The organism is Thermocatellispora tengchongensis (assembly GCF_014202315.1).
Lineage (GTDB): Bacteria > Actinomycetota > Actinomycetes > Streptosporangiales > Streptosporangiaceae > Thermocatellispora > Thermocatellispora tengchongensis.
In genome coordinates this window covers 19693-46064 of sequence record NZ_JACHGN010000005.1, presented here as the reverse complement: position 1 = coordinate 46064, position 26372 = coordinate 19693, and the positions used below count along the sequence as shown (strand labels likewise).

The 26372-nt window shown below is 73.6% G+C and carries 21 protein-coding genes; 12 read left to right on the top strand and 9 right to left on the bottom strand.

What is annotated here, in order from left to right:
* Positions 1 to 51 precede the first annotated feature (51 nt).
* Positions 52 to 633, bottom strand: coding sequence for a hypothetical protein (locus HNP84_RS12315; protein ID WP_185049812.1), 582 nt, complete (start codon positions 631 to 633; stop codon positions 52 to 54).
* 113 nt (positions 634 to 746) lie between these two features.
* Between HNP84_RS12315 and npdG the strand changes: the two genes are divergently transcribed.
* Entirely contained in the window at positions 747 to 1424 is a 678-nt protein-coding gene (npdG, locus tag HNP84_RS12310) for an NADPH-dependent F420 reductase (RefSeq protein ID WP_376771870.1), read from the top strand.
* A 147-nt stretch (positions 1425 to 1571) separates the two neighbouring features.
* Here npdG and HNP84_RS12305 read toward each other — a convergent pair whose 3' ends face one another.
* From HNP84_RS12305 to HNP84_RS12290, 4 genes are read right to left on the bottom strand one after another with little or no spacing between them, the layout of a single operon-like run.
* On the bottom strand, positions 1572 to 2177 hold the full coding sequence (locus HNP84_RS12305) for a response regulator transcription factor (protein ID WP_185049810.1): 606 nt from the start codon (positions 2175 to 2177) through the stop codon (positions 1572 to 1574).
* Positions 2174 to 3262, bottom strand: a complete 1089-nt coding sequence (locus HNP84_RS54895) for a sensor histidine kinase (protein WP_185049809.1) — start codon at positions 3260 to 3262, stop codon at positions 2174 to 2176. Before HNP84_RS54895 ends, HNP84_RS12305 begins: the two co-directional genes overlap by 4 nt.
* Positions 3263 to 3271: 9 nt before the next feature.
* Positions 3272 to 4027 carry an ABC transporter permease gene (locus HNP84_RS12295; protein WP_185049808.1) on the bottom strand — a complete coding sequence of 252 codons (756 nt, stop codon included), beginning with the start codon at positions 4025 to 4027 and terminating at the stop codon, positions 3272 to 3274.
* Complete coding sequence (locus tag HNP84_RS12290; RefSeq protein WP_185049807.1) at positions 4024 to 4920, bottom strand: ABC transporter ATP-binding protein; 897 nt, start codon at positions 4918 to 4920, stop codon at positions 4024 to 4026. The genes HNP84_RS12295 and HNP84_RS12290 overlap by 4 nt, the downstream gene beginning before the upstream one ends.
* A 101-nt stretch (positions 4921 to 5021) precedes the next feature.
* Between HNP84_RS12290 and HNP84_RS12285 the strand changes: the two genes are divergently transcribed.
* Positions 5022 to 6215 (top strand): trans-sulfuration enzyme family protein, encoded by a 1194-nt coding sequence (locus HNP84_RS12285; RefSeq protein ID WP_246518107.1) that lies wholly within the window; start codon positions 5022 to 5024, stop codon positions 6213 to 6215.
* Between the two features lie 108 nt (positions 6216 to 6323).
* A complete protein-coding gene (locus tag HNP84_RS12280) occupies positions 6324 to 7247 on the top strand; it encodes a threonine/serine dehydratase (RefSeq protein WP_185049806.1) in 924 nt (307 codons plus the stop codon).
* 25 nt (positions 7248 to 7272) lie between these two features.
* Here HNP84_RS12280 and panB read toward each other — a convergent pair whose 3' ends face one another.
* The gene (gene panB / locus HNP84_RS12275; RefSeq protein ID WP_185049805.1) at positions 7273 to 8124 is read right to left on the bottom strand and encodes a 3-methyl-2-oxobutanoate hydroxymethyltransferase; all 852 of its coding nucleotides are present in this window, start codon (positions 8122 to 8124) and stop codon (positions 7273 to 7275) included.
* A gap of 161 nt (positions 8125 to 8285) precedes the next feature.
* Between panB and HNP84_RS12270 the strand changes: the two genes are divergently transcribed.
* The 3 genes from HNP84_RS12270 (at position 8286) to HNP84_RS12260 (ending at position 12027) form a co-directional block, all read left to right on the top strand.
* Positions 8286 to 9572, top strand: coding sequence for an MFS transporter (locus HNP84_RS12270; protein ID WP_185049804.1), 1287 nt, complete (start codon positions 8286 to 8288; stop codon positions 9570 to 9572).
* 240 nt (positions 9573 to 9812) lie between these two features.
* A complete protein-coding gene (locus HNP84_RS12265; protein WP_185049803.1) occupies positions 9813 to 11393 on the top strand; it encodes an MFS transporter in 1581 nt (526 codons plus the stop codon).
* A 7-nt stretch (positions 11394 to 11400) separates the two neighbouring features.
* Positions 11401 to 12027 carry a TetR/AcrR family transcriptional regulator gene (locus HNP84_RS12260; protein ID WP_185049802.1) on the top strand — a complete coding sequence of 209 codons (627 nt, stop codon included), beginning with the start codon at positions 11401 to 11403 and terminating at the stop codon, positions 12025 to 12027.
* Positions 12028 to 12082: 55 nt separating this feature from the next.
* On the opposite strand, the gene HNP84_RS12255 is transcribed toward HNP84_RS12260, so the two are convergent.
* The 3 genes from HNP84_RS12255 to HNP84_RS12245 form a co-directional block, all read right to left on the bottom strand.
* Complete coding sequence (locus HNP84_RS12255; protein ID WP_185049801.1) at positions 12083 to 13867, bottom strand: NAD+ synthase; 1785 nt, start codon at positions 13865 to 13867, stop codon at positions 12083 to 12085.
* An 86-nt stretch (positions 13868 to 13953) separates the two neighbouring features.
* The gene (locus HNP84_RS12250) at positions 13954 to 15906 is read right to left on the bottom strand and encodes a sensor histidine kinase (RefSeq protein ID WP_312924553.1); all 1953 of its coding nucleotides are present in this window, start codon (positions 15904 to 15906) and stop codon (positions 13954 to 13956) included.
* A gap of 46 nt (positions 15907 to 15952) precedes the next feature.
* Positions 15953 to 17407, bottom strand: coding sequence for a BTAD domain-containing putative transcriptional regulator (locus tag HNP84_RS12245; protein ID WP_246518106.1), 1455 nt, complete (start codon positions 17405 to 17407; stop codon positions 15953 to 15955).
* A gap of 1057 nt (positions 17408 to 18464) precedes the next feature.
* On the opposite strand from HNP84_RS12245, the gene HNP84_RS12240 reads away from it, so the two are divergent.
* The 6 genes from HNP84_RS12240 to HNP84_RS12215 all read left to right on the top strand — a co-directional run bounded on the left by HNP84_RS12240 (position 18465) and on the right by HNP84_RS12215 (position 26353).
* Positions 18465 to 18665 (top strand): hypothetical protein, encoded by a 201-nt coding sequence (locus tag HNP84_RS12240; protein WP_185049798.1) that lies wholly within the window; start codon positions 18465 to 18467, stop codon positions 18663 to 18665.
* A 305-nt stretch (positions 18666 to 18970) separates the two neighbouring features.
* Positions 18971 to 19801: a serine/threonine-protein kinase gene (locus HNP84_RS12235; RefSeq protein WP_185049797.1), complete on the top strand. Its 831-nt coding sequence runs from the start codon at positions 18971 to 18973 to the stop codon at positions 19799 to 19801.
* A 182-nt stretch (positions 19802 to 19983) separates the two neighbouring features.
* Positions 19984 to 21345, top strand: a complete 1362-nt coding sequence (glnA2, locus tag HNP84_RS12230) for a gamma-glutamylpolyamine synthetase GlnA2 (protein ID WP_185049796.1) — start codon at positions 19984 to 19986, stop codon at positions 21343 to 21345.
* Between the two features lie 250 nt (positions 21346 to 21595).
* Positions 21596 to 22324 carry a hotdog fold domain-containing protein gene (locus tag HNP84_RS12225; RefSeq protein ID WP_185049795.1) on the top strand — a complete coding sequence of 243 codons (729 nt, stop codon included), beginning with the start codon at positions 21596 to 21598 and terminating at the stop codon, positions 22322 to 22324.
* 102 nt (positions 22325 to 22426) lie between these two features.
* Positions 22427 to 23134 (top strand): type 1 glutamine amidotransferase, encoded by a 708-nt coding sequence (locus HNP84_RS12220; RefSeq protein ID WP_185049794.1) that lies wholly within the window; start codon positions 22427 to 22429, stop codon positions 23132 to 23134.
* A gap of 213 nt (positions 23135 to 23347) precedes the next feature.
* Positions 23348 to 26353, top strand: a complete 3006-nt coding sequence (locus tag HNP84_RS12215) for a bifunctional [glutamine synthetase] adenylyltransferase/[glutamine synthetase]-adenylyl-L-tyrosine phosphorylase (protein WP_185050240.1) — start codon at positions 23348 to 23350, stop codon at positions 26351 to 26353.
* Positions 26354 to 26372 lie beyond the last annotated feature (19 nt).

Genomic DNA, 26372 nt, shown 5'->3' with positions numbered 1-26372 from the left:
GCGCAGCGGGCGCGCGTGTTCGCCTGTTGGGGCCCTGGACGGGCGGGAGGGTCAGTCGGGGATTCGGGGGCCGCTTACGCGGTCCAGGAGGCGGGCCAGGCGGTCGCGGAGGTTGGGGCGGCGGGGTTGCTCGCCGGCGGCCATGCTGACCAGGTGCTGGGCGCCGTCGAAGGAGACCGGGCCGTCGCCGGGGATCGCCAGGGCGTCGTGCGCCAGGCCGCCGAGTTCGGGGTCGCCGCCGTCCAGGGCGAGGATCGTGGCGCCGGAGCGGCGGGCGTCGTCCACCCGCTCCAGGAGGGGCACCGGTGCGCGGGGGCCCTCGGAGACCACGAACAGGGTCTCGCCCCGCCCGGCCTCGCGCAGGCGCTCCATGCCGACGCTCAGGTGGGCGGGCGCGTCGAGCGGGACCTGCCAGCGCACCAGCGTGGGGGCGAGCTGCGGCAGCCCGGACAGCTTGGCCTCGTCGTCGAGGTGGGCGGTGAGGTGCCACGGCTCGTCCTCGGGGGTGCCGACCAGCAGCAGGCCGCCGGGGGAGCGGGTCGCGCGCAGCGGGCGCGCGAACTCGCGGGTGCGCTCCACCCAGCCCGTCGATGCGAGCACCTCGCGCAACACGGCCACCGACGAAGCGTCCATTCCCTCATCGTGCCTCAGCGACCCCGGCACCGTCCCGGGTTTCGCCGCCTGGCATGATGCGGACGTACGACGAGCGCAGCGGCCCGCCGCGGGCGGGCGAAGGAGTGATGAGCGTGCCGGAGAGCACCCTTCCTGACGTCAGCGGCCTGTCCCTGGGCATCCTGGGCGGTACGGGGGACCAGGGCAAGGGGCTGGCGCGCAGGTTCGCCATGGCGGGCCACCGGGTGCTGATCGGCTCCCGCAGCGCCGAGCGCGCCGAGCAGGCCGCGGCCTCGCTCGGGCTCGACGGGGCCGACGTGTCCGGCGCCGTCAATGCGACCGTGGCCGCCGAGAGCAACATCGTGATCGTCGCGGTCCCGTGGGAGGGGCACAAGGAACTGCTCGAATCGCTCCGCGAGCCGCTGGCGGGCAAGATCGTGGTCGACTGCGTGAACCCGCTCGGCTTCGACAAGCGCGGGGCGTACGCGCTGCCGGTGGAGGAGGGCAGCGCGGCGGAGCAGGCCGCCGCGGTGCTCACCGAGTCGCGCGTGGTTGCGGCCTTCCACCACGTCTCCGCGGTGCTGCTGCTCGACCCCGAGGTGGCCGAGGTGGACCTGGACGTGCTCGTGCTCGGAGACGACCGCGAGGCCACCGACACCGTGCAGGCCCTGGCCAACCGGATCGCGGGCGTGCGCGGCCTGTACGGCGGCCGGCTGCGCAACGCCCGCCAGGTGGAGGCGTTCACCGCCAACCTGATCTCCATCAACCGCCGTTACAAGGCCCACGCCGGCTTCCGCATCACCGACGTCTGAGGCCGCCGGGCCCTGGGGGGCTCGGGTGGGTCCTCTGGTGTCTGGGGTGGGGGTCGTCTGGTGTCCGGCTGGTGCCGGCGTTTGCGGTGGGTCCTCCGGTGTTCTCGGGGTGTCGTGTTCGGGGGGAGGCTCCTCGGCCGCCGTACGCTACAGCCAGCCGGCGTCCTCGGCGACGCGGATCGCGTCGATCTTGTTGCGGGCGCCGGTCTTGGTGATCGCGCTGGTCAGGTAGTTGCGCACGGTGCCGGGGGACAGGTGCAGCCGGGCGGCGATCTCCTCGGCGGACAGGCCGCCGGCGGCCTCGCGCAGGACGGTCGTCTCGCGTGCGGTCAGCGGGCTCTCGCCGTACTCCATGGCGGCGGCGACCAGCTCCGGGTCCAGGACGCGCAGGCCGGCGGCGGTGCGGCGTACGGCGTCGGCGAGCCGGTCGGCGGGGGCGTCCTTGACCAGGAACCCCCGGATGCCGGCCGACAGCGCGCGGCGTACGTTGCCGGGGCGGCCGAGCGCGGTGAGCACCAACACCCGGCACTCCGGCAGCACCCGCAGCAGCTCGGCCGCGGCCGTGATGCCGTCCACGACGGGCAGGTCGATGTCCACGATCGCCACGTCCGGGCGGGTGCGCAGCGCCTCGGGCACGAGGTGGTCGCCGCTGACGACCTCGGCGACCACCTCGAAGTCGCGTTCCAGGCGCAGCAGCGCGGTCAGCGCGGACCTGATCATGTGCATGTCCTCGGCCAGCAGCACCCTGATCATGTGGCCGCCTCCACGGCCAGGCGGAAGCCCTCCGGGCCCGCGCGCCCGGCCTCCACGCGGCCCGCGACGGCCGCCGCGCGCTCGGCCAGGCCGGCCAGCCCGCTGCCGGTCCCGTCGCCGGCGGCGGACGCGCCGTTGTTGACGATCTCCAGGCGTACGCCGCCCGCCGCGGCCGAAGTGGTGATGGAGCAGGTGGTGGCGGCGCTGTGCCGCAGCACGTTGGTCACGCCCTCGCGCACCGCCCAGGCCAGCACCTCCTCCACCGGCCGGGGCAGCTCCGCGTCGGCCAGGTTGACCTGGCACTCCACCCCGGACGCCTCCAGCAGCGCCACGGCCCGGTGCACCTCCTGCTCCAGCGACATCTCCCGGTAGCCGCGCGCCACCCTGCGTACGTCCTGCGCGGCCTCCCTGGCGACCCGCGCCAGCTCGCCCACCTCGGCGCGCGCCCGTCCGGGCTCGGTCTCCACCAGCCTGGCCGCCAGGTCGCCCTTGAGCGCGATGGCGGTCAGGCTGCGCCCGAGCCCGTCGTGCAGGTCGCGGGAGATGCGCAGCCGCTCGCGCAGCACGGCCGCCTCGGCCAGCTCGGCCCGCGCCTCGGACAGCTCCCTGGTCACCACGACCAGCCTGGTCACCGCGTACAGCACGAAGCCGGTGATGAACACCGTGAGCCCGTAGTAGAACCCGGCGAACACCGTGCCGTACGGCGGCATGGTGGCCGTCCACACCGCCTGGCAGGCCATCATCGCGGCCAGGATCGGCAGTCCGGTGCGCAGGCCGAGCCGGATCAGCGCCGAGCCGGCCAGGATCGGCGGCACCGCCAGCCCCCAGACCGCGCCGAAGGCGAGGATCGGCGCGTACGCCGCGACGGCCTGCACGATCAGGCCCCACGGCGGGCCGGAGAGCCGCACGCCGCGCAGCGCCGCCCGTACGTGGACGTAGTGCGGCAGGAAGAACCCGGCCAGCGCGCCCGCCATCAGCGCGATGTGCGGGAAGGAGCCGGAGGAGGAGACCAGGATGACCGTGTTGACCGTGTAGCCGACCGAGATCGTGACGACCGTGGCGACGGCGAGTCGCTGAGGAGACACAACTGTCGATTATGGCCGCCGGGGTTCCCAGCGGAACCAGCGCGCCATCGCCACCACCGCCACGGCGGCCCACACGGCGAGCAGCAGGGCGGGCCGCCCGGCCGCGGCGAGGTCGCCCGCCAGGTCGCCGCCCTCGTCGTACGCCGTGCGCACCGCGTCCACGACCGGGCTGGTCGGCAGCAGCGACAGGGCGGTGCCGAGCCAGGGCGGCAGCAGGTCGAGCAGCGGCCCGAACGCGCCCCCGCCCAGCGCGGCCAGCAGGAAGAACGGCACGCTCATCGCCGCGGCCAGCTCCGCCCGCGGGATCGCGGCGGTCCAGGCCGCGCCCAGCATCGCGGCCACCGTCGCGCCCGCCACCGCGAAGACCGCGAACAGCACCGGGTCGCGCGGCAGCGGCACCCCGGCGAACAGCCGTGCCCCGGCCGTGACCAGGGCGACCAGCAGGATCTGCTGCCAGACGACGTTGCCGATCTCGCCGGTGAGGATCTGCCGGTCGGTCAGCCCGGTGGCGCGCATCCGCTTGAGCACGAGGTGGTCGCGGCGGGCGGTGAGCAGGGTGGCGATGGCCATGAAGCCGCTGACGGACAGCAGCAGCGCGATCATGCCGTGGTACATCGCGACCGCGTCCTGCGGGCGGCCCAGCCTGCTCATCATCACCGGCAGCCCGACGCCGAGGAGCAGCGGCGTGGCCACGCTCGCGGTCAGCATCGCGCGGTCGTGCCAGAACAGCCGGTTGCCCAGCCTGAACACCGCCATCGTGCTCATCGGGCCTCCTCCGCGGCCGAGCCGGCCAGGTCGAGGAAGAGCTCTTCCAGCGTGGCGCTGCGGACCTCCAGGCCGCGCAGCCGCACGCCGCGCTCGCCGGCCCAGCCCAGCAGCGTCTGCGCGGCCACGTCGGGGTCGGCGGCGCGTACGACGAGCATGGGCCCCTCCGCCGTGGCCGGGAGCGGCAGGTCCTCGGGGCGTACGCCGTCGGGCGGCTCGAAGGCGACCCGCCCGGCGCGGCCGGCGAGGGTCTCGGCCATGCCGCCGCCCGCCACGATCTCGCCGCCGTCCATGATCGCGAGATGCCCGGCGAGGCGCTGCGCCTCCTCCAGGTAGTGCGTGGTGAGCAGCACGGTGGTGCCCGCGTCGGCGAGTTCGGCCACCAGGTTCCAGGTCGCGCGCCGGGCCTCGGGGTCCATGCCCGCGGTCGGCTCGTCCAGGAAGAGCACCTCGGGCCGGCCGAGCAGCGCGAGCGCGAGGTCGAGGCGGCGCTTCTCGCCGCCGGAGAGCTGGCGCACCTTGGTGCCGGAGCGGTGCTCCAGGCCGGTGAGGGCCAGCACGTCGGGGCGCGGGTCGGTGACGAACTCCCGCCAGGACGCGACCGTCTGCGCCACGGTGAGGTCGGGGAAGAAGCCGGCCTCCTGCAGCATGATCCCGGTGCGCCGGCGCACCCGGGCCCGGTCGGCCACCGGGTCGTGCCCGAGGACCCGGACGGTGCCCGAGTCGGGGCGGCCGAAGCCGGCCAGCACCTCCACCGTGGTCGTCTTGCCCGCCCCGTTGCGGCCGAGCAGCGCGAAGACCTCGCCCCGCGCCACCTCGAAGGAGATCCCCCGCACCGCCTCGTAGTCGCCGTAGCGCTTGCGCAGCCCGTCCACTCGTATCGCCGTGTCCATGCGCCGATTGTGGGCGGAGCGGTGCGGGGCCCGGCAGGGAAAAATTCATGACTTCGGGGCCGGGTTCGGATGACATCCGGTTTGCCGCCATCCTTAACACCATGAGCGATTTGAGGGATATGCCGGAACTGCACCCTGACACCCGTGCCGTCCACCTGCCGCACCCGCCGCTGGAGGGCGGGCGGCCGATCACGGTGCCGCTGTACCAGACGTCCGGGTTCGTCCTGGACGACCCGGCCGTGTTCGCCGACGGCATGGGCCGGCCCGACGGGCCGTACGTCTACGGGCGGCTCGGCAACCCGACCGTGCGGGCCCTGGAGCTGGCGGTGTCGGGGCTGGAGGGCGGGGCGGGCGCCATCGCCACCGGCTCGGGCATGGGCGCGATCAACTCGGTGCTGCTCGCGCTGGTCAAGCCCGGGGACCACATCGTCGCCCAGCGCGCCCTGTACGGCGGGACCGCCACGATGCTCAACGACCTCGCCGAGCGGTTCGGCGTGGCCGTCACCCACGTGCCCGAGGACGACCCGGACGCCTTCCGCGCCGCCGTGCGCCCCGAGACCCGGCTGCTGTACCTGGAGACCATCGCCAACCCGGTGACCCAGGTCGCCGACCTGCCCGCGATGTGCGGCGCGGCGCGCGAGGCCGGGGTGATCTCGGTGGTGGACAACACCTTCGCCTCTCCGCTGCTGTGCCGCCCCATCGAGCACGGCGCGGACGTCGTGGTGCACTCCACCACGAAGTACCTCAGCGGGCACACCGACGTGCTGGGCGGCGTCGCGGTCTTCGCCTCCGACGAGCTGTACCGCAAGGTGTGGTCGTTCGCGATCGAGCTGGGCGCCACCGCCGACCCGTTCGCCGCCTGGCTCACCCTGCGCGGCATGCAGACGCTGGGCCTGCGCATGGAGCGGCACTGCGCGAACACCCGGCTGCTCGCCACCCGGCTCGCGGAGCACCCCGCGGTCGCCGCGGTGCACTGGCCCGGACTGCCCACCCATCCCTCGCACCGGGTCGCGGCCAAGCTGCTGCCCGACTTCGGCGGCGTGTTCTCCTTCGACCTCAAGGGCGGGCGCGCGGCCGGGGAGCGGTTCATGAGCGCCGTACGCGTGGCGCTGCTCGCGCCCTCGCTCGGCGGCGTGGAGACCCTGATCCTGCACCCGGCGAGCACCTCGCACCGCTCGCTCACCCCCGAGGAGCTGGCCCGGTCGGGCATCGGCGAGGGCACCGTGCGGGTGGCCGTCGGCATCGAGCACCCCGAGGACCTGTGGGCCGACTTCGAGCGGGCGCTGGCGGCTTAGGATCGCCGGGATCAAGCGGCACATCGACGGGAGACGGCCATGAGTATCGACGGGAGACGGCCATGAGCATCGGCGGGAGACGGCCATGAGCATCCACGGGAGACGGGCATGAGTGAGGTCACGGTCGCGGACGTCGAGCGGGCGGCCCGGCGCATAGCGGGGCGCGTCCGGCGTACGCCGGTGGTGGAGGGGCCGCCCGGCCTGGTGTACAAACTGGAGTTCCTGCAGCACGCCGGGTCGTTCAAGGCGCGGGGCGCGTTCAACCGCATCCTCGCCGCGCGGGAGGCGGGCGAGCCGGGGCCGGCCGGGGTGATCGCGGCCAGCGGCGGCAACCACGGGCTCGCGGTCGCGTACGCGGCGCGGGCGCTCGGCGTACGGGCCGAGATCTTCGTGCCCGAGGTCACCGGCCCGGTCAAGGTCGGCGGCCTGCGCGACCTCGGCGCGCACGTCACCCGGACCGGGGCCGTGTACTCCGACGCCCTGCTCGCCTCCCGCAAGCGCGCCGCCGAGTCGGGCGCGCTGGAGATCCACGCCTACGACCACCCGCACGTGATCGCCGGGCAGGGCACGCTCGGCGCCGAGCTGCTGGAGCAGACCGGCGGCGTGGACACCGTGCTGGTCGCGGTCGGCGGCGGCGGGCTCATCGGCGGTGTGACCCTGGCCGTGGCCGGGCGGGCCAAGGTCGTGGCCGTCGAGCCGCGCCTGTGCCCGACCCTGCACGAGGCCCTGGCCGCCGGGCGCCCCGTGGACGTACCGGTCGGCGGGGTCGCCGCCGACGCCCTCGGCGCCACCCGGCTGGGCGAGCTGGCCTTCTCGATCGTGCGGGACCGGGTTGAGAGCGTCCTGGTCGAGGACGACGCCATCGCCGAGGCCCGCCGCGAGCTGTGGCGCACGCACCGGATCGCCGTCGAGCCCGCCGGGGCGACCGCGCTCGCCGCGGTCACCGCGGGCGCCTACACGCCGGCGCCCGGCGAGCGCGTGGCCGTCATCCTCTGCGGCGCCAACACCGACCCCGCGACCCTCCTCGCCTGAGGGGGCCGCGGAGCGGTACCGGTGATCAGCGGTAGCTGTGCTCGGCGGTGGGGAAGGCGCCCGTGGTGACCTCGTCGGCGAAGGCCCGCACCGCGCGGTCCATCTCGCCGGCCAGGTCGAAGTACTTCTTGACGAACTTCGCCGGGCGCTCGGTCAGCCCCATCAGGTCCTGCCAGACGAGCACCTGGGCGTCGCAGTCGGGCCCGGCGCCGATCCCGATCGTCGGGATCGACAGCGAGCCCGTGACCCGCTTGGCCAGCTCGGCCGGCACGCACTCCAGCACCACGGAGAACGCGCCCGCGTGCTCCAGGGCCTTGGCGTCGGCCATCAGCTCATCGCCCGACTGCCCGCGCCCCTGCACCCGGTAGCCGCCGAAGACGTTCACCGACTGCGGGGTCAGGCCGAGGTGGGCCATCACCGGGATGCCCGCCGAGACCAGGGCCTCGACCTGGGGGAGCACGCGGTGGCCGCCTTCGAGCTTGACCGCGTGGGCGCCGGCCTCCTTCATGAACCTGGCCGCCGACTCCAGCGCCTGCTGGGGGGACGCCTGGTAGGAGCCGAAGGGCAGGTCGGCGACGACGAGCGCGCGGGACGAGCCGCGTACGACGGCCGCCGTCAGCGGCAGCAGGTCGTCCACGGAGACGGGGAGCGTGGAATCGTAGCCGTAGACGACCATCGCGGCGGAGTCGCCCACCAGCAGGACCGGAATCCCGGCCGAGTCGAACACGTGCGCGGTCATCGCGTCGTAGGCGGTGACCATCGGCCAGCGCTCACCGCGCTCCTTGGCGGCGGCGAGGTCGCGGACGGTAACCCTTCTCCCAGCCTGGCCGCCGTAGAGCTTGGTCGACGGGCTGGACACAGAAGTGGCAGAGGACATCGCAGATCCCTCCATGGCCTCGAGGCGCCCCTGTGGCGTCCCCGGACGTCTCCGATGATGGCATGCCATCCGGTGGTGTAACACCCCCAAACAGGGGCGTAATCCGGTTGCCTTTTTGTCGGTGGCATACGACACAATGCGGAGGGAGGTAAGCACCTGTAATGGATATGACACCTTACCGGGGCGTTCTGGGGCTGCCGGGGGTCCGCTCGTTGACGCTGGTCGGGCTGATCGCCAGGATCCCGGTCACCGCCACGGGGCTCACGCTCACGCTGCACGTGACCGACAGCATGAAGCTCGGCTTCACCCAGGCCGGCCTGGTGGGCACCGCGGCCACGCTCGGCACCGCCGTGGGCGCGCCGCTGGCCGGCCGGTTCGTCGACAGGCACGGGCTGCGCCCGGTGCTCCTGGTCACCACGGCGGCCCAGCTCGTGTTCTGGCTCGCCGCGCCGGCGCTGCCGTACTACGCGCTGCTGGTCGCGGGCGCGGTGGCCGGCCTGCTCAGCCTGCCCGTGTTCACCGTGATCAGGCAGTGCCTGGCCGCGATGGTCCCCGCCGAGCGGCGCAGGCCCGCCTTCGCGCTCGACTCCATGGCCGTCGAGCTGTCCTACATGGTCGGCCCCGCCGTGGCCGCGGCCGGCGTGGCCGCGCTCGGCAGCGCGTGGATGCTGATCGCGGTCGGCGTGGGCCTGGTCGGCTCCGGCGTGGTCCTGTTCCTGCTCGACCCGCCCATCAAGTCCGACGCCGAGCGGGAGGAGGAGCAGGCCGCCGGCGGCGCGCCGTCCCGCCGCTCCTGGCTCACCCCCGGCCTGGTCACCCTCCTCGGCGCGGTCTCCGCGCTCACCTTCGTCCTCACCGCCACCGAGCTGTCCCTGGTCGCCACCCTCACCACCGCCGGCGCCACCGGCCTGGCCGGGCTGGTCATCGGCGTCTGGTGCCTGTACTCCCTGATCGGCGGCTTCGTGTACGGCGGCCTGAGCCGCGAGGTGTCCCCGCTGCTGCTCATCGGCGGCCTGTGCGCCCTCACCGCGCCCCTCGGCCTGGTGGGCGGCGGCTGGTGGTGGCTGTGCCTGGCCATCCTCCCCTCCGGCCTGCTGTGCGCCCCCGCCCTGTCCAGCTCGATCGACGTCGTGAGCCGCCGTGTCCCCGCCGCCGCCCGCGGCGAGGCCATGGGCCTGCACAGCACCGCCCTCACCCTGGGCGTCGCCATCGGCAACCCCGTGGCCGGCGCGGTCATCGACGCCTACGGCCCCGCGACCGCCTTCGCCGTCACCGGCCTCATCGGCGCCGCCGCCGTCCTCCTCGCCGTCCCCTTCTGGCGCCGCCACCGCACCCCCGCCCCTCTGACGCCGAAGGCCGTCCCCGCCGAGCCCGGCGAGGCGCCGCGAGAGATCGAGCCTCGGCGCGGACACCCGGCCCCGGCACGTTCTTCGAGCACGGCTTCGTGACGGTGCTCGCGGTGTCCGGGCCTGCCCAAGGCCCCGTGTCGGCCCGGCGCCGCTCCGAGCCCCGGCGGTCACGTCCCTGATCGAGAGGCCCTCACGCGCCCGCCGCGGTGCGCCGAGTCGTGGGGTTCGCCTGCCGTTCATGCTCCGTATCGATACGCGACGGTTGCGTATCGGAATCTGCATGCGCTACGGTTGCGTTGCGAAACTTAGGCGTATCGAAAACCTCGTGGGGGAAAGCGTATGGAAAAGCAGCAGGTGGTGGACCAATCCGCGGGACATCCACGGAGATGGCAGATCCTCGGTGTGCTGGTGTTCAGCCTGCTCGTCGTGGTTCTCGACAACACGATCCTCAACGTCGCGCTCAAGACCATCGCCGACCCGGTGGAAGGGCTCGGCGCGACGCAGAGCCAGCTCGAGTGGGCGATCAACTCCTACACGCTGGTGTTCGCGGGCCTGCTGTTCACCTTCGGGGTCGTCGGTGACCGGACCGGGCGCAAGCGGATGTTGTTCATCGGCATGGTGCTGTTCGGGCTGGCCTCGCTGGCCAGCGCGTACGCGCAGGACCCGACGCAACTGATCATCGCCAGGGCCTTCATGGGCGTCGGCGGCGCGGCCATCATGCCCGCCACGCTGGCGATCATCTCCAACGTCTTCCCGCCGCAGGAGCGGGGCAAGGCCATCGGGATCTGGGCCGCGGGCGTCGGCCTGGCGGTCGCGATCGGGCCGATCACGGGCGGCCTGCTGATCGAGCACTTCTGGTGGGGCTCGGTCTTCCTGATCAACGTCCCGGTCGTGCTGGTGAGCATGGTGCTCATCGGGCTGATCGTGCCCGAGTCGCGCGACCCGAAGCCGGGCAGGCTCGACCCGATCGGCGTGCTGCTGTCCATCGTCGGCCTGGTCGCCGTCACCTACGGCATCATCCGCGGTGGCGAGCTGGCCACGGTCGCCAGCGCGGAGGTGCTGCTCCCGACGGTACTGGGGCTCGTCGTGCTCGGCGCCTTCGTGTGGTGGGAGCGCAGGACCGACCACCCCGCCTTCGACGTCAGGTACTTCCGCGACCGCCGCTTCTCCAGCGCCATCGGCATGGTCGGCATCGTGTTCTTCGCGATGATGGGCGGGATGTTCTTCCTGGTCTTCTACCTGCAGTCGGTGCTCGGCTACTCGCCGCTGCAGGCGGGGGCCCTGATGATCCCGTTCGCCGCGGCCCAGCTCATCTTCGCCCCGCTGAGCCAGCGCATGGTCACCCGCTTCGGCGGCCGCGCGTCCGCCACGGTCAGCATGCTGATCATCGCGGTGATCCTGGCGAGCTACGCGCTGATGGACCAGAACACCCCGGTCCTGGTGATCGAGATCGTCTTCTTCGTCCAGGGCGCCGCGATGGCCAACATCATGCCGCCCGCGACCACCGCGATCATGGAATCGCTGCCCAGGGAGAAGGCGGGCGTCGGCTCGGCGATGAGCAACACCATCCGGCAGGTGGCGGGCGCGCTCGGCGTGGCCATCCTGGGCTCGGTGCTGTCGGCGAGCTACCGCGACGGCATCGCCGGCTCGCTCACCGCGCTGCCCGAGACCGTACGGCACGCCGCCGGCGAGTCGATCGCGGCGACGATGGCGGTCGCCGACGGGCTCGGCGCGCGCGGTGCCGGGCTGATCGAGCCGGCCAAGCAGGCGTTCCTCGACGGCATGCACGTGACGGCGCTGGTCTCCGCGGCCATCGCCCTCGTGGGCGCGATCGTGGTGTTCTTCGGCCTGCCGGGCAAGGGCGCGGTACAGGTTCCGCCCGCGCCGCAGAATCGGGAGAAGGAACCGGCGGTAGTGTGAGGCTCTGATGACGACCCATGGAACAGTCGAAGCGACGGCCCGGCCCGCGGGCCGTCCCCGTTCGGCGAAGGCGGAGAAGGCGATCATCGACGCCACCCTCGACCTGATGGGCGAGGGGGTGGGCATCTCCGAGCTGTCGATCGAGGCCATCGCGACCCGCGCGGGCGTGGGCAAGACCACGATCTACCGCCGCTGGTCGAACAAGGAGGACCTCGTCGTCGACGCGCTGGCCGCGCTGAAGGCGCCGCTGCCGCCGCTGCCCGGCACCTCGGTGCGCGAGGACCTGATCTGCTACCTCGACGCGATCAGGCAGGAGTCGCGCCACCCGCGCCTGCGCTGCGTCATGCACCTCGCCCAGAGCGAGTACGAGCGCCACCCCCGCCTCGCCGAACGGTTCCATGAGGTCGCCATCGAGCCGCGCCGGCGCACCCTGCGCGCGGTGCTCCAGCGCGGCATCGACAACGGGGAGCTGCGCCCCGGCCTGAACGTGGAGATCGCCATGGCGGCGATCGTGGGCACGATGATCTGGCTGAACAGGTGGCAGGCCGTGTCGGCCGAGGAGCCGCCCGGCTCCAGCGCCGCCGACGTCGTGGACGAGCTGCTGCGCGGCTTCGGCGCGAATCCCGGAGCCTGAGCCGATCCGGTGGTCCCCCTTCCGCCCCCAGGCGGCGGAAGGGGGACCACCGCGTTCACGCGCCGGTCTCGCGCCAGCGGTTGGTGATGGGCAGCCGGCGGTCGCGGCCGAAGTTCTTCGGGGTGATCTTCGGGCCCGGCGGGTACTGCCGGCGCTTGTACTCCGCCAGGTCCACCAGCCGGATGATCCGCGCCACCAGCGCCGGGTCGTGCCCGGCGGCGATCAGCTCCTCGCGGCCCATGTCCTTTTCGACGTAGTCGTCCAGCAGCCGGTCCAGCACCTCGTACGGCGGCAGCGAGTCGGTGTCGAGCTGCCCCGGCCGCAGCTCGGCGCTGGGCTCCTTCTCGATGGAGTTCACCGGGATCGGCGGCCGGCCGAAATCGCGGATGAACTCTCCGGACCCCCGCTGCTCGTTACGCCACCGGGCGAGCTGCCAGACCATCGTCTTGGGCACGTCCTTGATCGGCGCGAAGCCGCCGGCGGAGTCGCCGTACAGGGTGGAGTAGCCGGTGGCGAGCTCGCTCTTGTTGCCCGTGGTCAGCACCAGGTGGCCGTGCTCGTTGGACAGCCCCATGAGCAGCATGCCGCGCACCCGCGCCTGGAGGTTCTCCGCGGCCAGGCCGCTCAGGTCGATCTCCTTCTCGAAGGCGTCCACGATGCCCTCGATCGGCACCACGCGCGAGCGGATGCCCTGCCGCTCCACCAGCTCCCGCGCGTCGGACAGTGAGTGCTCGGAGGAGTAGCGCGAGGGCATGAGCACCACGTTGACCCGCTCCGGGCCGATCGCGTCGGAGGCGATCGTGGCGGTCAGCGCCGAGTCGATGCCGCCCGACAGGCCCAGGATCACCGACTGGAAGCCGTTCTTGGCGGCGTAGTCGCGCACGCCGAGCACCAGCGCGGAGTAGACCTCCTCCAGGTCGTCCAGCCTGGCGGCGATCGACGGCGGCTCCGGCTCGTACGGCGGCACCGGCTCCAGGCCGAGGTCCAGCCGCTCGACGGTGATGGTGGAGCCGTCGCCGGCGTCGTAGGGGTAGGAGCCCGGACGCGCCTCGGGGTCGGCCTCGGGCAGCTCCAGGTCGGTGACCAGCAGCTCCTCGGTGAACTGCGCCGCCCGCGCGATCAGCGTGCCGTCGGCGCCCACCACGATCGAGTCGCCGTCGAAGATCAGCTCGTCCTGCCCGCCGATCTGGTTGGCGTACGCCAGCGCGCACCCGGCCTCGCGGGCCCGCCGCGCGACCAGCTCCAGCCGTACGTCGTCCTTCTCCCGCTCGTACGGCGAGGCGTTCGGCACGACCAGCAGCCCCGCGCCCGCCTGCGACACCACCGCGACCGGGCCGCCCTCCTGCCACAGGTCCTCGCAGACCGCGACCGCGACGTCCACGCCGCGCAGCCGGAAGATCGGCAGCCGGTCGCCGCGCACGAAGTAGCGGTACTCGTCGAACACCCCGTAGTTGGGCAGGTGGTGCTTGGCCGTGCGCGTGACGACGGAGCCGCGGTGCAGCACCGCGGCGGCGTCCAGCGGCGCGCCCTTCGGCTGGCCGACCCGCGGCGCCAGGTTGGCCCGGCCGACGTAACCGACCACGACGGGCAGCTCGCCGAGCCCCTCGTCGGCCAGCCGGCGCGCCACGGCGTCCAGCGAGGCGATCGAGGCCTCCACGAACGAGTTACGCAGCACCAGGTCCTCCACCGGGTAGCCGGTGAGGAACATCTCGGTGAACACGACCAGGTGGGCGCCCCGCTCGGAGGCGCGGCGCGTCCAGTCGACGAGCTTTCCGGCGTTGGCGGTCAGGTCGCCGACGGTGGGGTTGGTCTGGGCCAGAGCGATGCGCAATTGTGCCACGATGTACACCATATTCCGTTATGTGGCTTCGCCCTATCAGGGCCTGCCGGGTGCGATCCAGATCACCGTACGCCCTGGGCGCCGGCTCAGCCGGGCAGAGGCAGCGTCGCCTCGACCTGCGTGCCCGAGTCGGAGGTGATCAGGCAGGTGCCGCCCAGCTCGGCCGCGCGCTCGCGCATGGAGGCGAAGCCGACCCCGGAGCGCCGGTGCTCGGGCAGGCCCTTGCCGTCGTCGCGCACCCGTACGACGAGCGCGTGCGGGGTGCGCGTCAGCGAGACCGTGGCGCGCGAGGCCCCCGAGTGCTTGCGCACGTTCGTCAGCGCCTCCTGCGCGATCCGGTACGCCGCGACCTCCACCGCCGCCGGCAACTCGGTCATCTCACCCTCGACCTCGACCGAGACCGGGGGTCCCGGCTCGTCGGCCAGGGCGCGGATCGCACCCGCCAGGCCCAGGTCGTCCAGGCTGGGCGGGCGCAGCCCGTAGACCAGCTCGCGGATCTCCTGGCTGACCGAGTCCATGCCGGTGCGCAGGTCCAGCAGCAGTCGGTCGGCCGACGACGGCGCCTTGCGCAGGGTCAGCCTGGCCATGTTCAGCGACATCGACATGTTCGTCAGCGCCTGGCCGAGACCGTCGTGCAGGTCGCGGCGGAGCCTGCGCCGCTCCTCCTCGCGCGCGCTCAGGATGCGCTCCCTGGAACGTTGCAGATCGGCGGCCATCAGGACCGCGTGCGCGACGTCGGACACGTACGGCGTCGCCGCCGCGATCAGCCGGTCGTTGTACGCCGCCGCGAACCGGCGCGGCCCGGGAGGGCCGAGCAGCATCCGGCCCACCGGCTCCCCGTGCCAGATCAGGGGCACCTCGCGCGGATCGGGCCCGGCCCGGCCCAGCTCGACCCGGATGCCCGCCCGGCCGACCTCGACCGCGACGCCGGTCACGCCGAGCCCGTCGCGCACGACCGCGGTCACGGCGGCCAGCGCGTTCGTCGGCTCGGTCTCGCGCACCTCCCTGGCCAGCCTCCTGGCCAGCTCCCTGGGCTCGCCGTGCTTGCCGTACAGCATCACGTCGGCCAGCCGGCGCAGCCGGACGCGCAGCGGCTGGAAGAACGCGCCCGCCGCCAGCGCCGCCGCCAGGCCGGCCAGCTCGTCGTAGCCGGACACCAGCAGCCCGCCCAGCGCCCCCACGCCGAAGTACACCGCGCCGATCGCGAAGATCAGGCCGGTCGCGACCACGGCCCGGCTGATCACCGTGTCGATGCCGTACAGCCGGTAGCGCAGCACCGCGAAGGCGATGGCCACCGGGATCAGCCCGGTCCAGATCGTCGCGGGCAGCCAGAAGTCCTCGCCGAGGATCAGGAACACGACGTAGATCGCGAACGTCGCGAGCGGCCAGCCGATCTGCCTGCGCCCCAGCGGGTCGGCGCGGCGGAGCCGCAGCCCCAGCGACAGCAGCGCGAGCACCACGCACACGTTGATCGCGACGGTGGTGACGGTCATGATCGTGGCGTTGTACGGGGCCAGCGACTCGATCGCCAGCGGGTTGGGGATCACCTGCGGCCACATGTACGAGGCCGCGGGCGGCGTCGGGCGTACCAGGATGCGGGTGCCCTCCGCCAGCGTGGCCAGCACGCCCACGACGACCACCACCCGCCAGCGGCGCGACGGCAGCCTGTCGTCGGGCGACAGCAGCGGCAGCAGGACGGCCAGCGTCGCGCCGCCGAGCTGCCAGCCGAGGGCCGCCGCCAGCCGCATGTACCCGGCCGTCTCCAGGTCGCCCGCCGACGCGTGGTGCACCAGCAGCCCGGTCGCCATCACGTTGACCGCGCAGGCCAGGCCGCCGCCGCACATCAGCCAGCCCATCCTGAGCCGGGGCCGGTGCGCGAGGAGGAACGCGCCGACCACCGGGAAGGTGAGCCCCGCGCCGTGGTCGGGCGCCACGGGCGGCCAGGGCGCCCACTCCGCGGGCACGCGGAACTGGAGGATGGTGCCGGTCACGGTCAGCGTCACCGCGAGCGCGGCCACCGCCCCCGAGACCGCACGCACCCACCCCGCCCCCGGCGAGCCCGGCACCGGAGCCGTCCCCCGGCCGTCAGCGCCCGTGCCCGGCCGGGTTGACCAGGCCGGACTCGTACGCGATCACGACGAGCTGCGCCCGGTCGAGCAGGCCGAGGCGGTCCAGCAGCTCGGAGACCCGGTCGGACACCGTCGGCTCCGGGACGCCCAGCGTCGCGGCGACCTGCCGGTTGGTCAGGCCGCGGGCGATCAGCTTGATCAGGTCGAGCTGGCTGTCGGACAGCCCGGCCAGCTCGGGCGGCGTGGCCGGGTCCAGGCGCCCGGCGAAGGCCGCGATCAGCCGGGTGGTGACCGCCGGGTCGATCAGCGCGTCCCCGGACGCGGCGGCGCGCAGCGCGGCGATGAGCTGCTCGGGCGGCGACGTCTTCAGCACGAACCCGCTCACGCCGGCACGCAGCGCGGCGTACAGGTTCTCGTCGGTGCCGAAGGTCGTCATCATGATCACCTTCGGCGGGTTGTCGTCGGCGAGCAGCCGCCTGGCCGCGGTGAGGCCGTCCAGGCGGGGCATCTGGATGTCCATCAGCACCAGGTCGGGCCGGGTCTCGCGGACCACGGCGATGGCCTGCTCGCCGTCCTCGGCCTCCCCGGCCAGCTCCAGCCCGGTCTCGCTGTCCAGCACCACCCGCATGCCGGTGCGCACCAGGGCCTGGTCGTCCACGACGACCACGCGCAGCGGCGCGGCGCCGGGCGCGGCGGCATGCCCCTGCTCGCCCCCCACCGCCGCCCGTACGGCCGCCGCCCTCGCCACGGCGGCGCCGCGCCGCCCGTCGAGGTGCGGCGCCTGGGCGAGCATGTCGGCCTCAAGCCGCTGCAACGCCGCGCTCAGGTCCAGGCCCAGCTCGTCGCGCCACATGGCGCGGGCGCGGCGCAGCGCGCCCAGCGCGTCGCCCTGGCGGCCGGCGCGGTAGAGCGCCAGCGCGTACAGCCGCCACGCCTCCTCCCGCAGCGGGTGGGCCGCGGCGTGCGCCTCCAGGTCGGGCACCATCGAGGCCGACCGGCCGAGCAGGATGCCCGCGTTGGCCCGCCGCTCGGTCGCCACCAGGCGCAGCTCCTCCAACCGGCCCGCCTCGGTGGCCGCCCAGGACAGGTCGGAGAACTCGGCCAGCGCCGGCCCGCGCCACAGTTCGAGCGCGGTCTCCATGCGCTGCCAGTCGCCCTCGGGGTCGGCCTCCGGATCGGCCTCGGCCTTCACCAGCGCCTCGAACCTCCAGGTGTCCACCTGATCGGTGCGGGCCCGCAGGGCGTACCCGGGCGGGGCCGAGACGAGCACGCCCGCCTCCTCACGCGGCGCCCGTCCGGGCTCCAGCGCCCGCCGCAGCCGCGAGACGTACCCCTGGATGGTGGACAGGGCCTGCGCGGGCGGCTCACCCGGCCACAGCTCGTCGATCAACGTGTGCACGGGCACGGCGCGCCCTCCGGCCACGAGGAGCCGCGCGAGCACGGCCATCTGGCGCTGGCCGCCGAGATCCAACGGCGTGTCGCCGTTATATGCCTGAAAAGGCCCGAGGGCATGAAATTTCAACATTGCAGCGGTAAGCGTACGTGTACTGACGCCGTCGGGAAACGGCAACTTCCACCAGCGTTCGCGCCCTGTAATGTGCCCGCCGGGCGCCCCCGCCGCCGCGCCCCGGCCCGCCATGGTCCTTGCCCGCATGCCGCCAGACGCTAGCGACCGCCACTTGGCATCCGATCAACACTCGCTGAAAGCGCTCCCCGCGCCACCCCTCGGCCGGTCGGGGATAGGAGCGGGAGGGCGGCCGAGCAGACGGTCGGTGGATGGCGGGGAGAGGGCCGGTAGGGCGGCCGAGCAGACGGTCGGTGGATGGCCGGGGAGAGGCCAGTGGATGGCCGGCCCGGGAAGGGACCGGTAGGGCGGCCGGGGAGACGGCCGGTAGGGCCCTCGGGAGAGGGCCGGGGGAGACGGGTGGCGGGGCGGTTGGGGAGAGGGCCGGGGGAGACGGGTGGCGGGGCGGTTGGGGAGAGGGCCGGGGGAGACGGGTGGCGGGGCGGTTGGGGAGACGGCCGGCGGCGACCGGGGTGGTCGCCTGGCCGCGGGCCGGTAACCCGGGCCTGTCGGCCTCCAACAGCCGGGTGCCGATGAGCGGGGTCGGCAGGGTGCCCGCCGACTAGGCGCGCGCCCGTCGCCGCGCGCGGCCCGGCCCGGCCCGGCATGATCCTTGCGGGCATGCCGGCACACGCTAGCGGCTGCCATCTGGCATCCGATGAACGCTCGTTGAGCCGGTCACCCCGGTCGGGAGCCACGGCAACCCGGGCCCGTTGGCTTGCGGCGGCTGGGTACTGGTGAGGGGGTCGGGGGGTGGCGGTGGTTGGGCGGTCACCTCCGGTCGTGGGTTGCGGCAACGCGGGCCCGTTGGCTTGGGGCGGCTGGGTGCCGGTGAGCGGGGTCGGCAGGGTGCCCACCGGCCAGGCGCACCCCTACATGTCGGCGTACCGGCCGCGAGGGAGGGCGGGCAGCGGCGCGGCGACGATCGCGTCCGCTATCCCGGCCGTCACGATCCTGCTGAGGCGTGGCGGTGATGTGCGCGCCGTACCGGTCGATGCTGGTCTGTCCCGTGCTGGGCGCCGGCACGCTGTGGGAGGAGGGCCCGCCGTCCGCGCTGTCCGTGCTGTCCGCCCTGTCCGTGCTGTCCGTGCTGTCCGTGCTGTCCGTGCCGCCCGCGCCGCCCGCGCCGCCCGCGCCGGGCCGGTCGGGCGCAGCCGCGCGCTGATCCTCCTCGTGCTCGTGCCGGTCGAGCCCGGCTCCGCCACCCCACCGGCGCGATGCCCGGCCCTCGGGCCTTGGCCACAAGGCCACGGCCACCTCCATCGACCGATGCCCGGCGGGGTGCGCCGGGCAGGGCAGGGCGGCGCGGTGTCCGGTGGCGCAGGGCCGGTGGTGGGTGTTGGGCGGGGTGGTGTGGGGCGGATCGCCGTGGGGGCCGGGCTTGCCGTCGGGGGAGGCTTTCATACCTGGCTAAACTCCTTGGGATGATTCTTCCCGACAGCCCCCATGGCGGCCGGTAGGTTGCCGCGCATGCCGGAGCATCCTTCCCGACTGCTCGCCGGCCGCTACGTGCTCCAGGATCCGCTGGGCGAGGGCGGCATGGGCGTGGTCTGGCGTGCCCACGACCAGCTTCTGCACCGGCCCGTCGCGGTGAAGCAGGTGCTGTTGCGGCATGCCCTCGGGCCGCGTGAGCGGGCCGCCGCGTTGCGGCGGACCCTGCGGGAGGCCCGGCTGGCCGCGCAGCTCAACCACCCCGGTGTGATCACCGTGCACGACGTGGTGGAGGAGGACGGGCTGCCGTGGATCGTGATGGAGCTGGTCAAGGGGCGTTCGCTGGGGCACGCGCTGCAGGAGGGGCCGCTGCCCGAGTCGACGGTGGCCGCGATCGGCACCTGGGTGCTGGGGGCGCTGTCGGCGGCGCACGCGGCCGGGATCGTGCACCGGGACGTCAAGCCGGCCAACATCCTGCTGACGGGCGACCGGGTGGTGCTGACCGACTTCGGGCTGTCGGTGGCCGAGCAGGAGCCGGGCTCGCTGACGACGTCCGGGCGGCTGGTGGGCACGCCGGCGTACCTGGCGCCGGAGCGGATCAGGGGCGAGCGGGCTTCGGCGGCGTCCGACCTGTGGGCCGTGGGCGTCACGCTGTACCAGGCGGTGGAGGGGCACCAGCCGTTCGCCCGCGACGGGCTGCCCGCCGTGCTGTCGGCGATCCTCACCCAGGACCCGCCCGCGCCGCGCCGGCTCGACGCGCTCAAGCCCTTGGTGAAGGGGCTGACCCGCAAGCACCGCGCCGAGCGCTGGTCGGCCGATCACGCCCTGGCCTTCCTGGACCGGCTCGCCCGGGGTTTCACCCGCCGCTGAACCGGGTGGACGGCTACGACGAGGTACGTATCGTGGGATTGGGGAGCTGATAGGGCATCCTCACTACTGGACCCCGTAACGTGTGCGAAACACGCAGCGGGCAGACTTGAAGCCGACCAGACATGTCTTCCGCTGACCGCGATTGACAATGGTGTTGGGCACGGCAGCACGAAGGAGATGCCTTGGACCGCCAGCAGGAGTTCGTTCTGCGCACCCTTGAGGAGCGTGACATCCGGTTCATCCGGCTGTGGTTCACCGACGTCCTCGGGTTCCTGAAGTCGGTGGCCATCGCCCCGGCCGAGCTGGAGGGCGCGTTCGCCGAGGGCATCGGCTTCGACGGCTCGGCGATCGAGGGCTTCGCCCGCGTCTACGAGTCCGACATGCTGGCCAAGCCCGACCCGGGCACGTTCCAGATCCTGCCCTGGCGCAGCGAGACCCCGGGCGCGGCGCGCATCTTCTGCGACATCCTGATGCCCGACGGCTCGCCGTCGCACGCCGACCCGCGCTGGGTGCTCAAGCGCGCGCTGGCCAAGGCCGCCGACATGGGCTTCACCTTCTACACCCACCCCGAGGTGGAGTTCTTCCTGCTGAAGAAGAAGCCGGAGCGCGGTGAGAAGCCCGAGCCGATCGACTCCGGCGGCTACTTCGACCACACCCCGCACAGCTCGGGCCACGACTTCCGGCGCAACGCGATCATGATGCTGGAGGCCATGGGCATCTCGGTGGAGTACAGCCACCACGAGGGCGCCCCCGGCCAGCAGGAGATCGACCTGCGTTACGCCGACGCGCTCACCACCGCCGACAACATCATGACCTTCCGGCTGGTCATGAAGGAGGTCGCGCTGGAGCAGGGCATCTGGGCCAGCTTCATGCCCAAGCCGTTCACCGAGCACCCCGGCTCCGGCATGCACACCCACATGTCGCTGTTCGAGGGCGACCGCAACGCCTTCTACGAGCCGGGCGCGGAGTACCAGCTCTCCAAGATCGGCCGCTCGTTCATCGGCGGGCTGCTGCGGCACGCCGCCGAGATCACCGCGGTGTGCAACCAGTGGGTCAACTCCTACAAGCGGCTGTGGGGCGGCGCCGAGGCCATCGCGGGGCAGGGCGGCGAGGCGCCGGCGTACATCTCCTGGGGGCACAACAACCGCTCCGCGCTGGTGCGGGTGCCGATGTACAAGCCGCACAAGAGCGGCTCGACCCGCATCGAGTTCCGCTCGCTCGACTCCGCGTGCAACCCCTACCTCGCGTTCGCGGTGATCCTGGCCGCCGGGCTGAAGGGCATCGAGGAGGGCTACGAGATGCCCCCCGGCGCCGAGGACGACGTGTGGGCGCTGACCTCCGCCGAGCGGCGCGCGCTGGGCATCCAGCCGCTGCCGCAGTCGCTGGACGAGGCCATCTCGGTGATGGAGCGCAGCGAGCTGGTGGCCGAAACCCTGGGCGAGCACGTCTTCGACTACTTCCTGCGCAACAAGCGCGCCGAATGGCACGAGTACCGCCGCCACGTCACCGAGTTCGAGCTGGACCGCCACCTCCCGGTCCTGTGAGTTCTCTCAGCAGGCCCCCTCTCGTGCGGGAATGCGCGATCGAGCGGTTCCGGTTGCTTGTAGTGTGATCCGTCTCCGGTTCGCGGTGCGGGCCGGAGACGCGTCATTGGGGTGTTACCCGGGGTTGACGACCGGGACATCCAGGGGTGTTTAGCTGTGGCGACAGCTATTCGGGTAGAGTAATCGGACTGTTCTGAATAGTGGTTTCGGATGAATCGTCCCTTGTGGGGGCGATATGGGGAGGTCTGGCATGACGACGGCTGCGGAGCTGCAGACCGTGTTGTCCGTTCCGGCGAGGTTCCGCGGGCCCGCGGGCACCGCCAACGGCGGTTGGATCGCCGGCACCGTCGCAGAGGCGCTGAACGGCGCCGAGCAGCACCGCTCTCCCGTCGAGGTCACCCTGCACGCGCCCACCCCTCTTGAGACCGAGCTACGCCTGGAACACCATACGAACGCCGTGACGCTGTGCGACGGCGAGCGCGGCCTGGTCGAGGCGATCCCGGTGGCCGCGGAGCTGACCGCCCCGGGCTTCGTGCCGTTCAACGTGGCCGCGCGCGCCGAGGCCGGGTTCCCCGGGCTGGTGCGCCACCCCGTTCCCGAGTGCTTCGTGTGCGGCCTGCGCGAGCCGGGCGACGGCCTGCGGATCTTCCCCGGGCCGGTCGAGGGCACCGATCTGCACGCCGCGGGCTGGCGGGTGCCGATCACGGTGACCGACGCCGACGGCCACGTGCCCGCGCCGATCGTGTGGGCCGCGCTCGACTGCGTGAGCGGCTGGGCCGGGTTCCGGCCGGGCGAGAGCGCGCTGCTGGGGCGGCTGACCGCCCAGGTGCACCGCCGGGTCTACCCGGGCGGCACCTACTCGGTGGTCGGCCGGGCCGCCGGGCGGGTGGGGCGCAAGCTGTTCGGCGAGAGCGCCATCTACGAGACCGACGGCACCTTGGTCGCGGTGTCCCGCGCCGTGTGGATCCTGCCGAAGTGACACGCCGCCCCGCCTCCACGCCGGAGACGGCGCGGAGGCGGGGCGTTGTGAATTACGTCCCCTACTGTCTGGGATGTCCAAAGCAACGGGAATAATTGCTTTATGGGCGTTCTGGTGGTCGAACATGAGGCCGATGCCGGCCTGGGGTACTTCGAGCGGTGGCTGGGCGTGGCGACCGAGGTCGTACGCCCCTACCTCGGCGAGCCGGTCCCGGACGAGGCCCCCGGCGGGCTGATCGTGCTGGGCGGGGAGGCGTCCGCCTGGGACGACGAGGGATACCCCTGGCTGGCCGCCACCCGGCGCCTGCTGCGCCGCGCCGTCGAGTCGGGCGTGCCCACGCTGGGCGTCTGCCTCGGCGCCCAGCTCATGACGCTGGCCTGCGGCGGCGAGGTGAACCGCGGCGAGCACGGCCTGGAGGTCGGCGCCGTCCCCGTACGCCCCCTGCCGGCCGCCGCGGGCGACCCGCTGCTGGGCCACCTGGGGCCCGAGACGGTGGCGGTGCAGTACCACCGCGACGTGATGCGGCGGCTGCCCGAGGGCGCCGTGCCGCTCGCGACCGGCGAGGTGTACCCGAACCAGGCGTACCGGCTGGGGGAGGCGGCGTGGGCGGTGCAGTTCCACCCCGAGGCGACACCTGAGATTTTCACCGGGTGGACGTCCGGGTCCGCCGATGCCCTGATCGGCCAGGGTTTCTCCGTGGACGAGCTGAATGCCCAGGTCAAGGAGGCCGAGGACCGTCTCGTGGCGGCGTGGCGGCCTCTCGCGGAGGCGTTCGGCAAAGTCGTGGCGGAACCGCGTATTCGCCGCTGAGAACGCGATTACGCTGCCAATCCACTAACGACGTCGCACAGCCGGAAGGTTTAACGTGTGCGGCGACGCCCCGACGGTGTGGCGTGCGCCCACGGGTTCCCTGGCTGGAAGGATTGGGGAGGTCGCGTGCATACCGTGGAGAGCCCCCCGCAGGAGATGGTGCCCATGACGGGGGCGGAACATGACGGAGGGAGCGTGACGGCCGTGCCCCGGATGGAGTCGACCGCCGGGCGTCTCGCCCGTCTCGGATTCGCCGACGGCGCGCGCGCCGAACGGTTGCTCGACGAGCTGGGGCCCGAGGCGGTCGGCGACTACGACCTGCTTGAGGCCATCGTCGCCGCCGCCGATCCCGACCTCGCGCTGACCTCGCTGAACCGGCTGGCCGAGCGCGACCCGAGCGTGCTCGGAGCGCTCCGGGGCGACGCCGGGCTGCGCGAGCGGCTGCTGGCCGTCTTCGGCGTCAGCGCGGCCCTGGGCGAGCACGTGGTACGGCATCCCGAGAGCTGGAAGGTCCTGCAGGGTGAGCAGGCCGTACGCCGCCCGCCGCAGGAGGAGCTGTGCGCCGACCTGCTGCTCGCGGTCGGCGCCGACCCCGAGGCCGCCGAGCCCGTGGCCGTGCCCCCGCCGGGCGCGGGCGCGTTCTCGACGCCCACCCTGTCGGCGTTGCGCGTGGCGTACCGCAACCACCTGCTGCGGGTGGCCGCCAGAGACGCGACCGGCTCGGCCACGCTGGGCGAGGTCACCGCCGAGCTGTCCGACCTCGCCGCCGCCGCGCTGGAGGCCGGGCTGGCGGTGGCCCGCGCCGAGCACGGCACCGGCGTGCGCCTGGCCGTGATCGGCATGGGCAAGTGCGGCGCGCGCGAGCTGAACTACATCAGCGACGTCGATGTGATCTTCGTGGCCGAGCCCCGCGAGGGCGAAGACGAGACCGAGGCGCTGCGCCTGGCCACCAAGCTCGCCCAGGGCATGATGCGGGCCTGCTCGACCGCGACCGCCGAGGGCTCGCTGTGGGAGGTCGACGCGGCGCTGCGCCCCGAGGGCCGCTCCGGCCCCCTGGTACGCACCCTCGCCAGCCACCTGACGTACTACCGCCGCTGGGCCAAGACCTGGGAGTTCCAGGCCCTGCTGAAGGCCCGCCCGGTCGCCGGCGACATGGAGCTGGGCCAGGCGTACGTCGATGAGGTCAACGAGATGGTCTGGGAGGCCGCCGGGCGCGAGAACTTCGTCGAGGACGTGCAGGCGATGCGGCGCCGGGTGGAGTCGCACCTGCGCGAGGGCGGCAACGGCACGGCCGCCGAGCGGCAGCTCAAGCTGGGCCCCGGCGGGCTGCGCGACATCGAGTTCGCGGTGCAGCTCCTCCAGCTCGTGCACGGCAGGCACGACCCGCTGCTGCGCCGCCGCGCCACCCTCCCGGCCCTGGCCGCCCTGTCGCGCGGGGGATACGTCGGCAGGGACGACGCCCGCGCGCTGGCGGAGGCGTACACGTTCCTGCGCCAGGTCGAGCACCTGCTGCAACTGCACCGGCTGCGCCGCACCCACGTCGTGCCCGAGGACACCGCCGACCTGCGCCGCATCGGCCGCGCGCTCGGCATGCCCATCGACCCGGTCGGCGAGTTCACCACGCGCTGGCGGCGCCACGCGATGGAGGTGCGCCGCCTGCACGAGAAGCTCTTCTACCGGCCCCTGCTGCAGGCGGTGGCCCGGCTCCCCGGAGAGGAGGCCCGACTGTCCACCGCGGCGGCCAAGGCCAGGCTCGAAGCGCTCGGCTACACCGATCCCGAGGGCGCGCTGCGCCACATCGCGACGCTGACCAGCGGCGTCTCCCGGCGTGCCGCCATCCAGCGCACGCTGCTGCCCGTCATGCTCGGCTGGTTCGCCGACGCCCCCGACCCCGACGCCGGGCTGCTCGGCTTCCGCCAGGTCAGCGACAAGCTGGGCGCCACCCCGTGGTACCTGCGGCTGCTGCGCGACGAGACCGCCGTCGCCTCCCGCATGGCCCGGCTGCTCGGCACCAGCCGGTACGTCACCGGCCTGCTCATGCACGCCCCCGAGGCGGTCGCGATGCTCGGCTCGGACGCCGAGCTGGAGGTGCGGCCCAAGGCCGCCCTGGCCACCGAGGCCGCCGCGGCCGTCTCCCGGCACGAGGGCGACGCCGAGACCGCCGTCGCCGCGGTGCGCGCGCTGCGCCGCCGCGAGCTGTTCCGCACCGCCGTCGCCGACCTGGTCGGCCGGGTGGACATCGAGCAGGTCGGGCAGGCGCTGGCCGAGCTGAACGACGTCACGATCCAGGCCGCCCTCGACGCCGCGATCGGCAAGGTCGTGCTCGAACGCCGCGCGCCGCTGCCCACCCGGTTCACCGTGATCGCCATGGGCCGCCTGGGCGGGTTCGAGCCCTCCTACGGCAGCGACGCCGACGTGATGTTCGTGCACGAGCCGGTCGAGGGCGCGGCCGAGAAGGAGGCCGCCGACGCCGCCCACGCCGTGGCCAACGAGCTGCGCAGGCTGCTCGCCCTGCCCGCCACCGACCCGCCGCTGCTCATCGACCCCGACCTGCGCCCGGAGGGCCGCCAGGGGCCGCTGGTGCGCACGCTGGCGTCGTACGCGGCCTACTACGCCCGCTGGTCCTCCCCCTGGGAGTCGCAGGCGCTGCTGCGCGCCCGGGTCTCCGCGGGCGATCCCGGGCTGGGCGAGCGGTTCCTGGCCGTGATCGACCCGCTGCGCTACCCCGAGGACGGCATCGACGACGCCGCCGTACGCGAGATCCGGCGGCTCAAGGCCCGCATGGAGGCCGAGCGCCTGCCCCGGGGCGCCGACCCGGCCCTGCACACCAAGCTCGGCCGCGGCGGGCTGTCCGATGTGGAGTGGGTCGCGCAGCTCCTGCAGCTCCGCCACGCGCATGCGTGCCCGGCGCTGCGGACCACCCGCACCCTGGCCGCCCTGCGCGCCGCCGTCGCCGCGGGCCTGCTGTCCGCGGCCGACGAGCCGGTGCTGGCCGAGGCGTGGCGCTTCGCCTCCCGCATCCGCGACGCCATCATGCTGGTACGCGGCCGCGCGTCCGACTCGATCCCGGTGGACCTGCGCGAACGCGGCATGGTCGCCCAGGCCCTGGGCTACCCGCCCGACGGCTCGGAGGACTTCGTGGACGACTACCGCCGCGCCACCCGCCGCGCCCGCCAGGTCGTCGAACGCGTCTTCTACGGCGACGACACCCGCCGCTGACCGACCCGCCCGCGCACGG

What these genes read in the sequence shown, in the direction of transcription:
- HNP84_RS12270 (WP_185049804.1), top strand. Translation starts at nt 8,286, where the DNA reads ATGGATATGACACCTTACCGGGGCGTTCTGGGGCTGCCGGGGGTCCGC.
- HNP84_RS12265 (WP_185049803.1), top strand. Translation starts at nt 9,813, where the DNA reads ATGGAAAAGCAGCAGGTGGTGGACCAATCCGCGGGACATCCACGGAGA.
- HNP84_RS12315 (WP_185049812.1), bottom strand. Translation starts at nt 633, where the DNA reads ATGGACGCTTCGTCGGTGGCCGTGTTGCGCGAGGTGCTCGCATCGACG.
- HNP84_RS12225 (WP_185049795.1), top strand. Translation starts at nt 21,596, where the DNA reads ATGACGACGGCTGCGGAGCTGCAGACCGTGTTGTCCGTTCCGGCGAGG.
- HNP84_RS12285 (WP_246518107.1), top strand. Translation starts at nt 5,022, where the DNA reads ATGAGCGATTTGAGGGATATGCCGGAACTGCACCCTGACACCCGTGCC.
- HNP84_RS12280 (WP_185049806.1), top strand. Translation starts at nt 6,324, where the DNA reads ATGAGTGAGGTCACGGTCGCGGACGTCGAGCGGGCGGCCCGGCGCATA.
- HNP84_RS12305 (WP_185049810.1), bottom strand. Translation starts at nt 2,177, where the DNA reads ATGATCAGGGTGCTGCTGGCCGAGGACATGCACATGATCAGGTCCGCG.
- panB (WP_185049805.1), bottom strand. Translation starts at nt 8,124, where the DNA reads ATGTCCTCTGCCACTTCTGTGTCCAGCCCGTCGACCAAGCTCTACGGC.
- HNP84_RS12260 (WP_185049802.1), top strand. Translation starts at nt 11,401, where the DNA reads ATGACGACCCATGGAACAGTCGAAGCGACGGCCCGGCCCGCGGGCCGT.
- HNP84_RS12235 (WP_185049797.1), top strand. Translation starts at nt 18,971, where the DNA reads ATGCCGGAGCATCCTTCCCGACTGCTCGCCGGCCGCTACGTGCTCCAG.
- HNP84_RS12290 (WP_185049807.1), bottom strand. Translation starts at nt 4,920, where the DNA reads ATGGACACGGCGATACGAGTGGACGGGCTGCGCAAGCGCTACGGCGAC.
- HNP84_RS12215 (WP_185050240.1), top strand. Translation starts at nt 23,348, where the DNA reads ATGGAGTCGACCGCCGGGCGTCTCGCCCGTCTCGGATTCGCCGACGGC.
- HNP84_RS12295 (WP_185049808.1), bottom strand. Translation starts at nt 4,027, where the DNA reads ATGAGCACGATGGCGGTGTTCAGGCTGGGCAACCGGCTGTTCTGGCAC.
- HNP84_RS12220 (WP_185049794.1), top strand. Translation starts at nt 22,427, where the DNA reads ATGGGCGTTCTGGTGGTCGAACATGAGGCCGATGCCGGCCTGGGGTAC.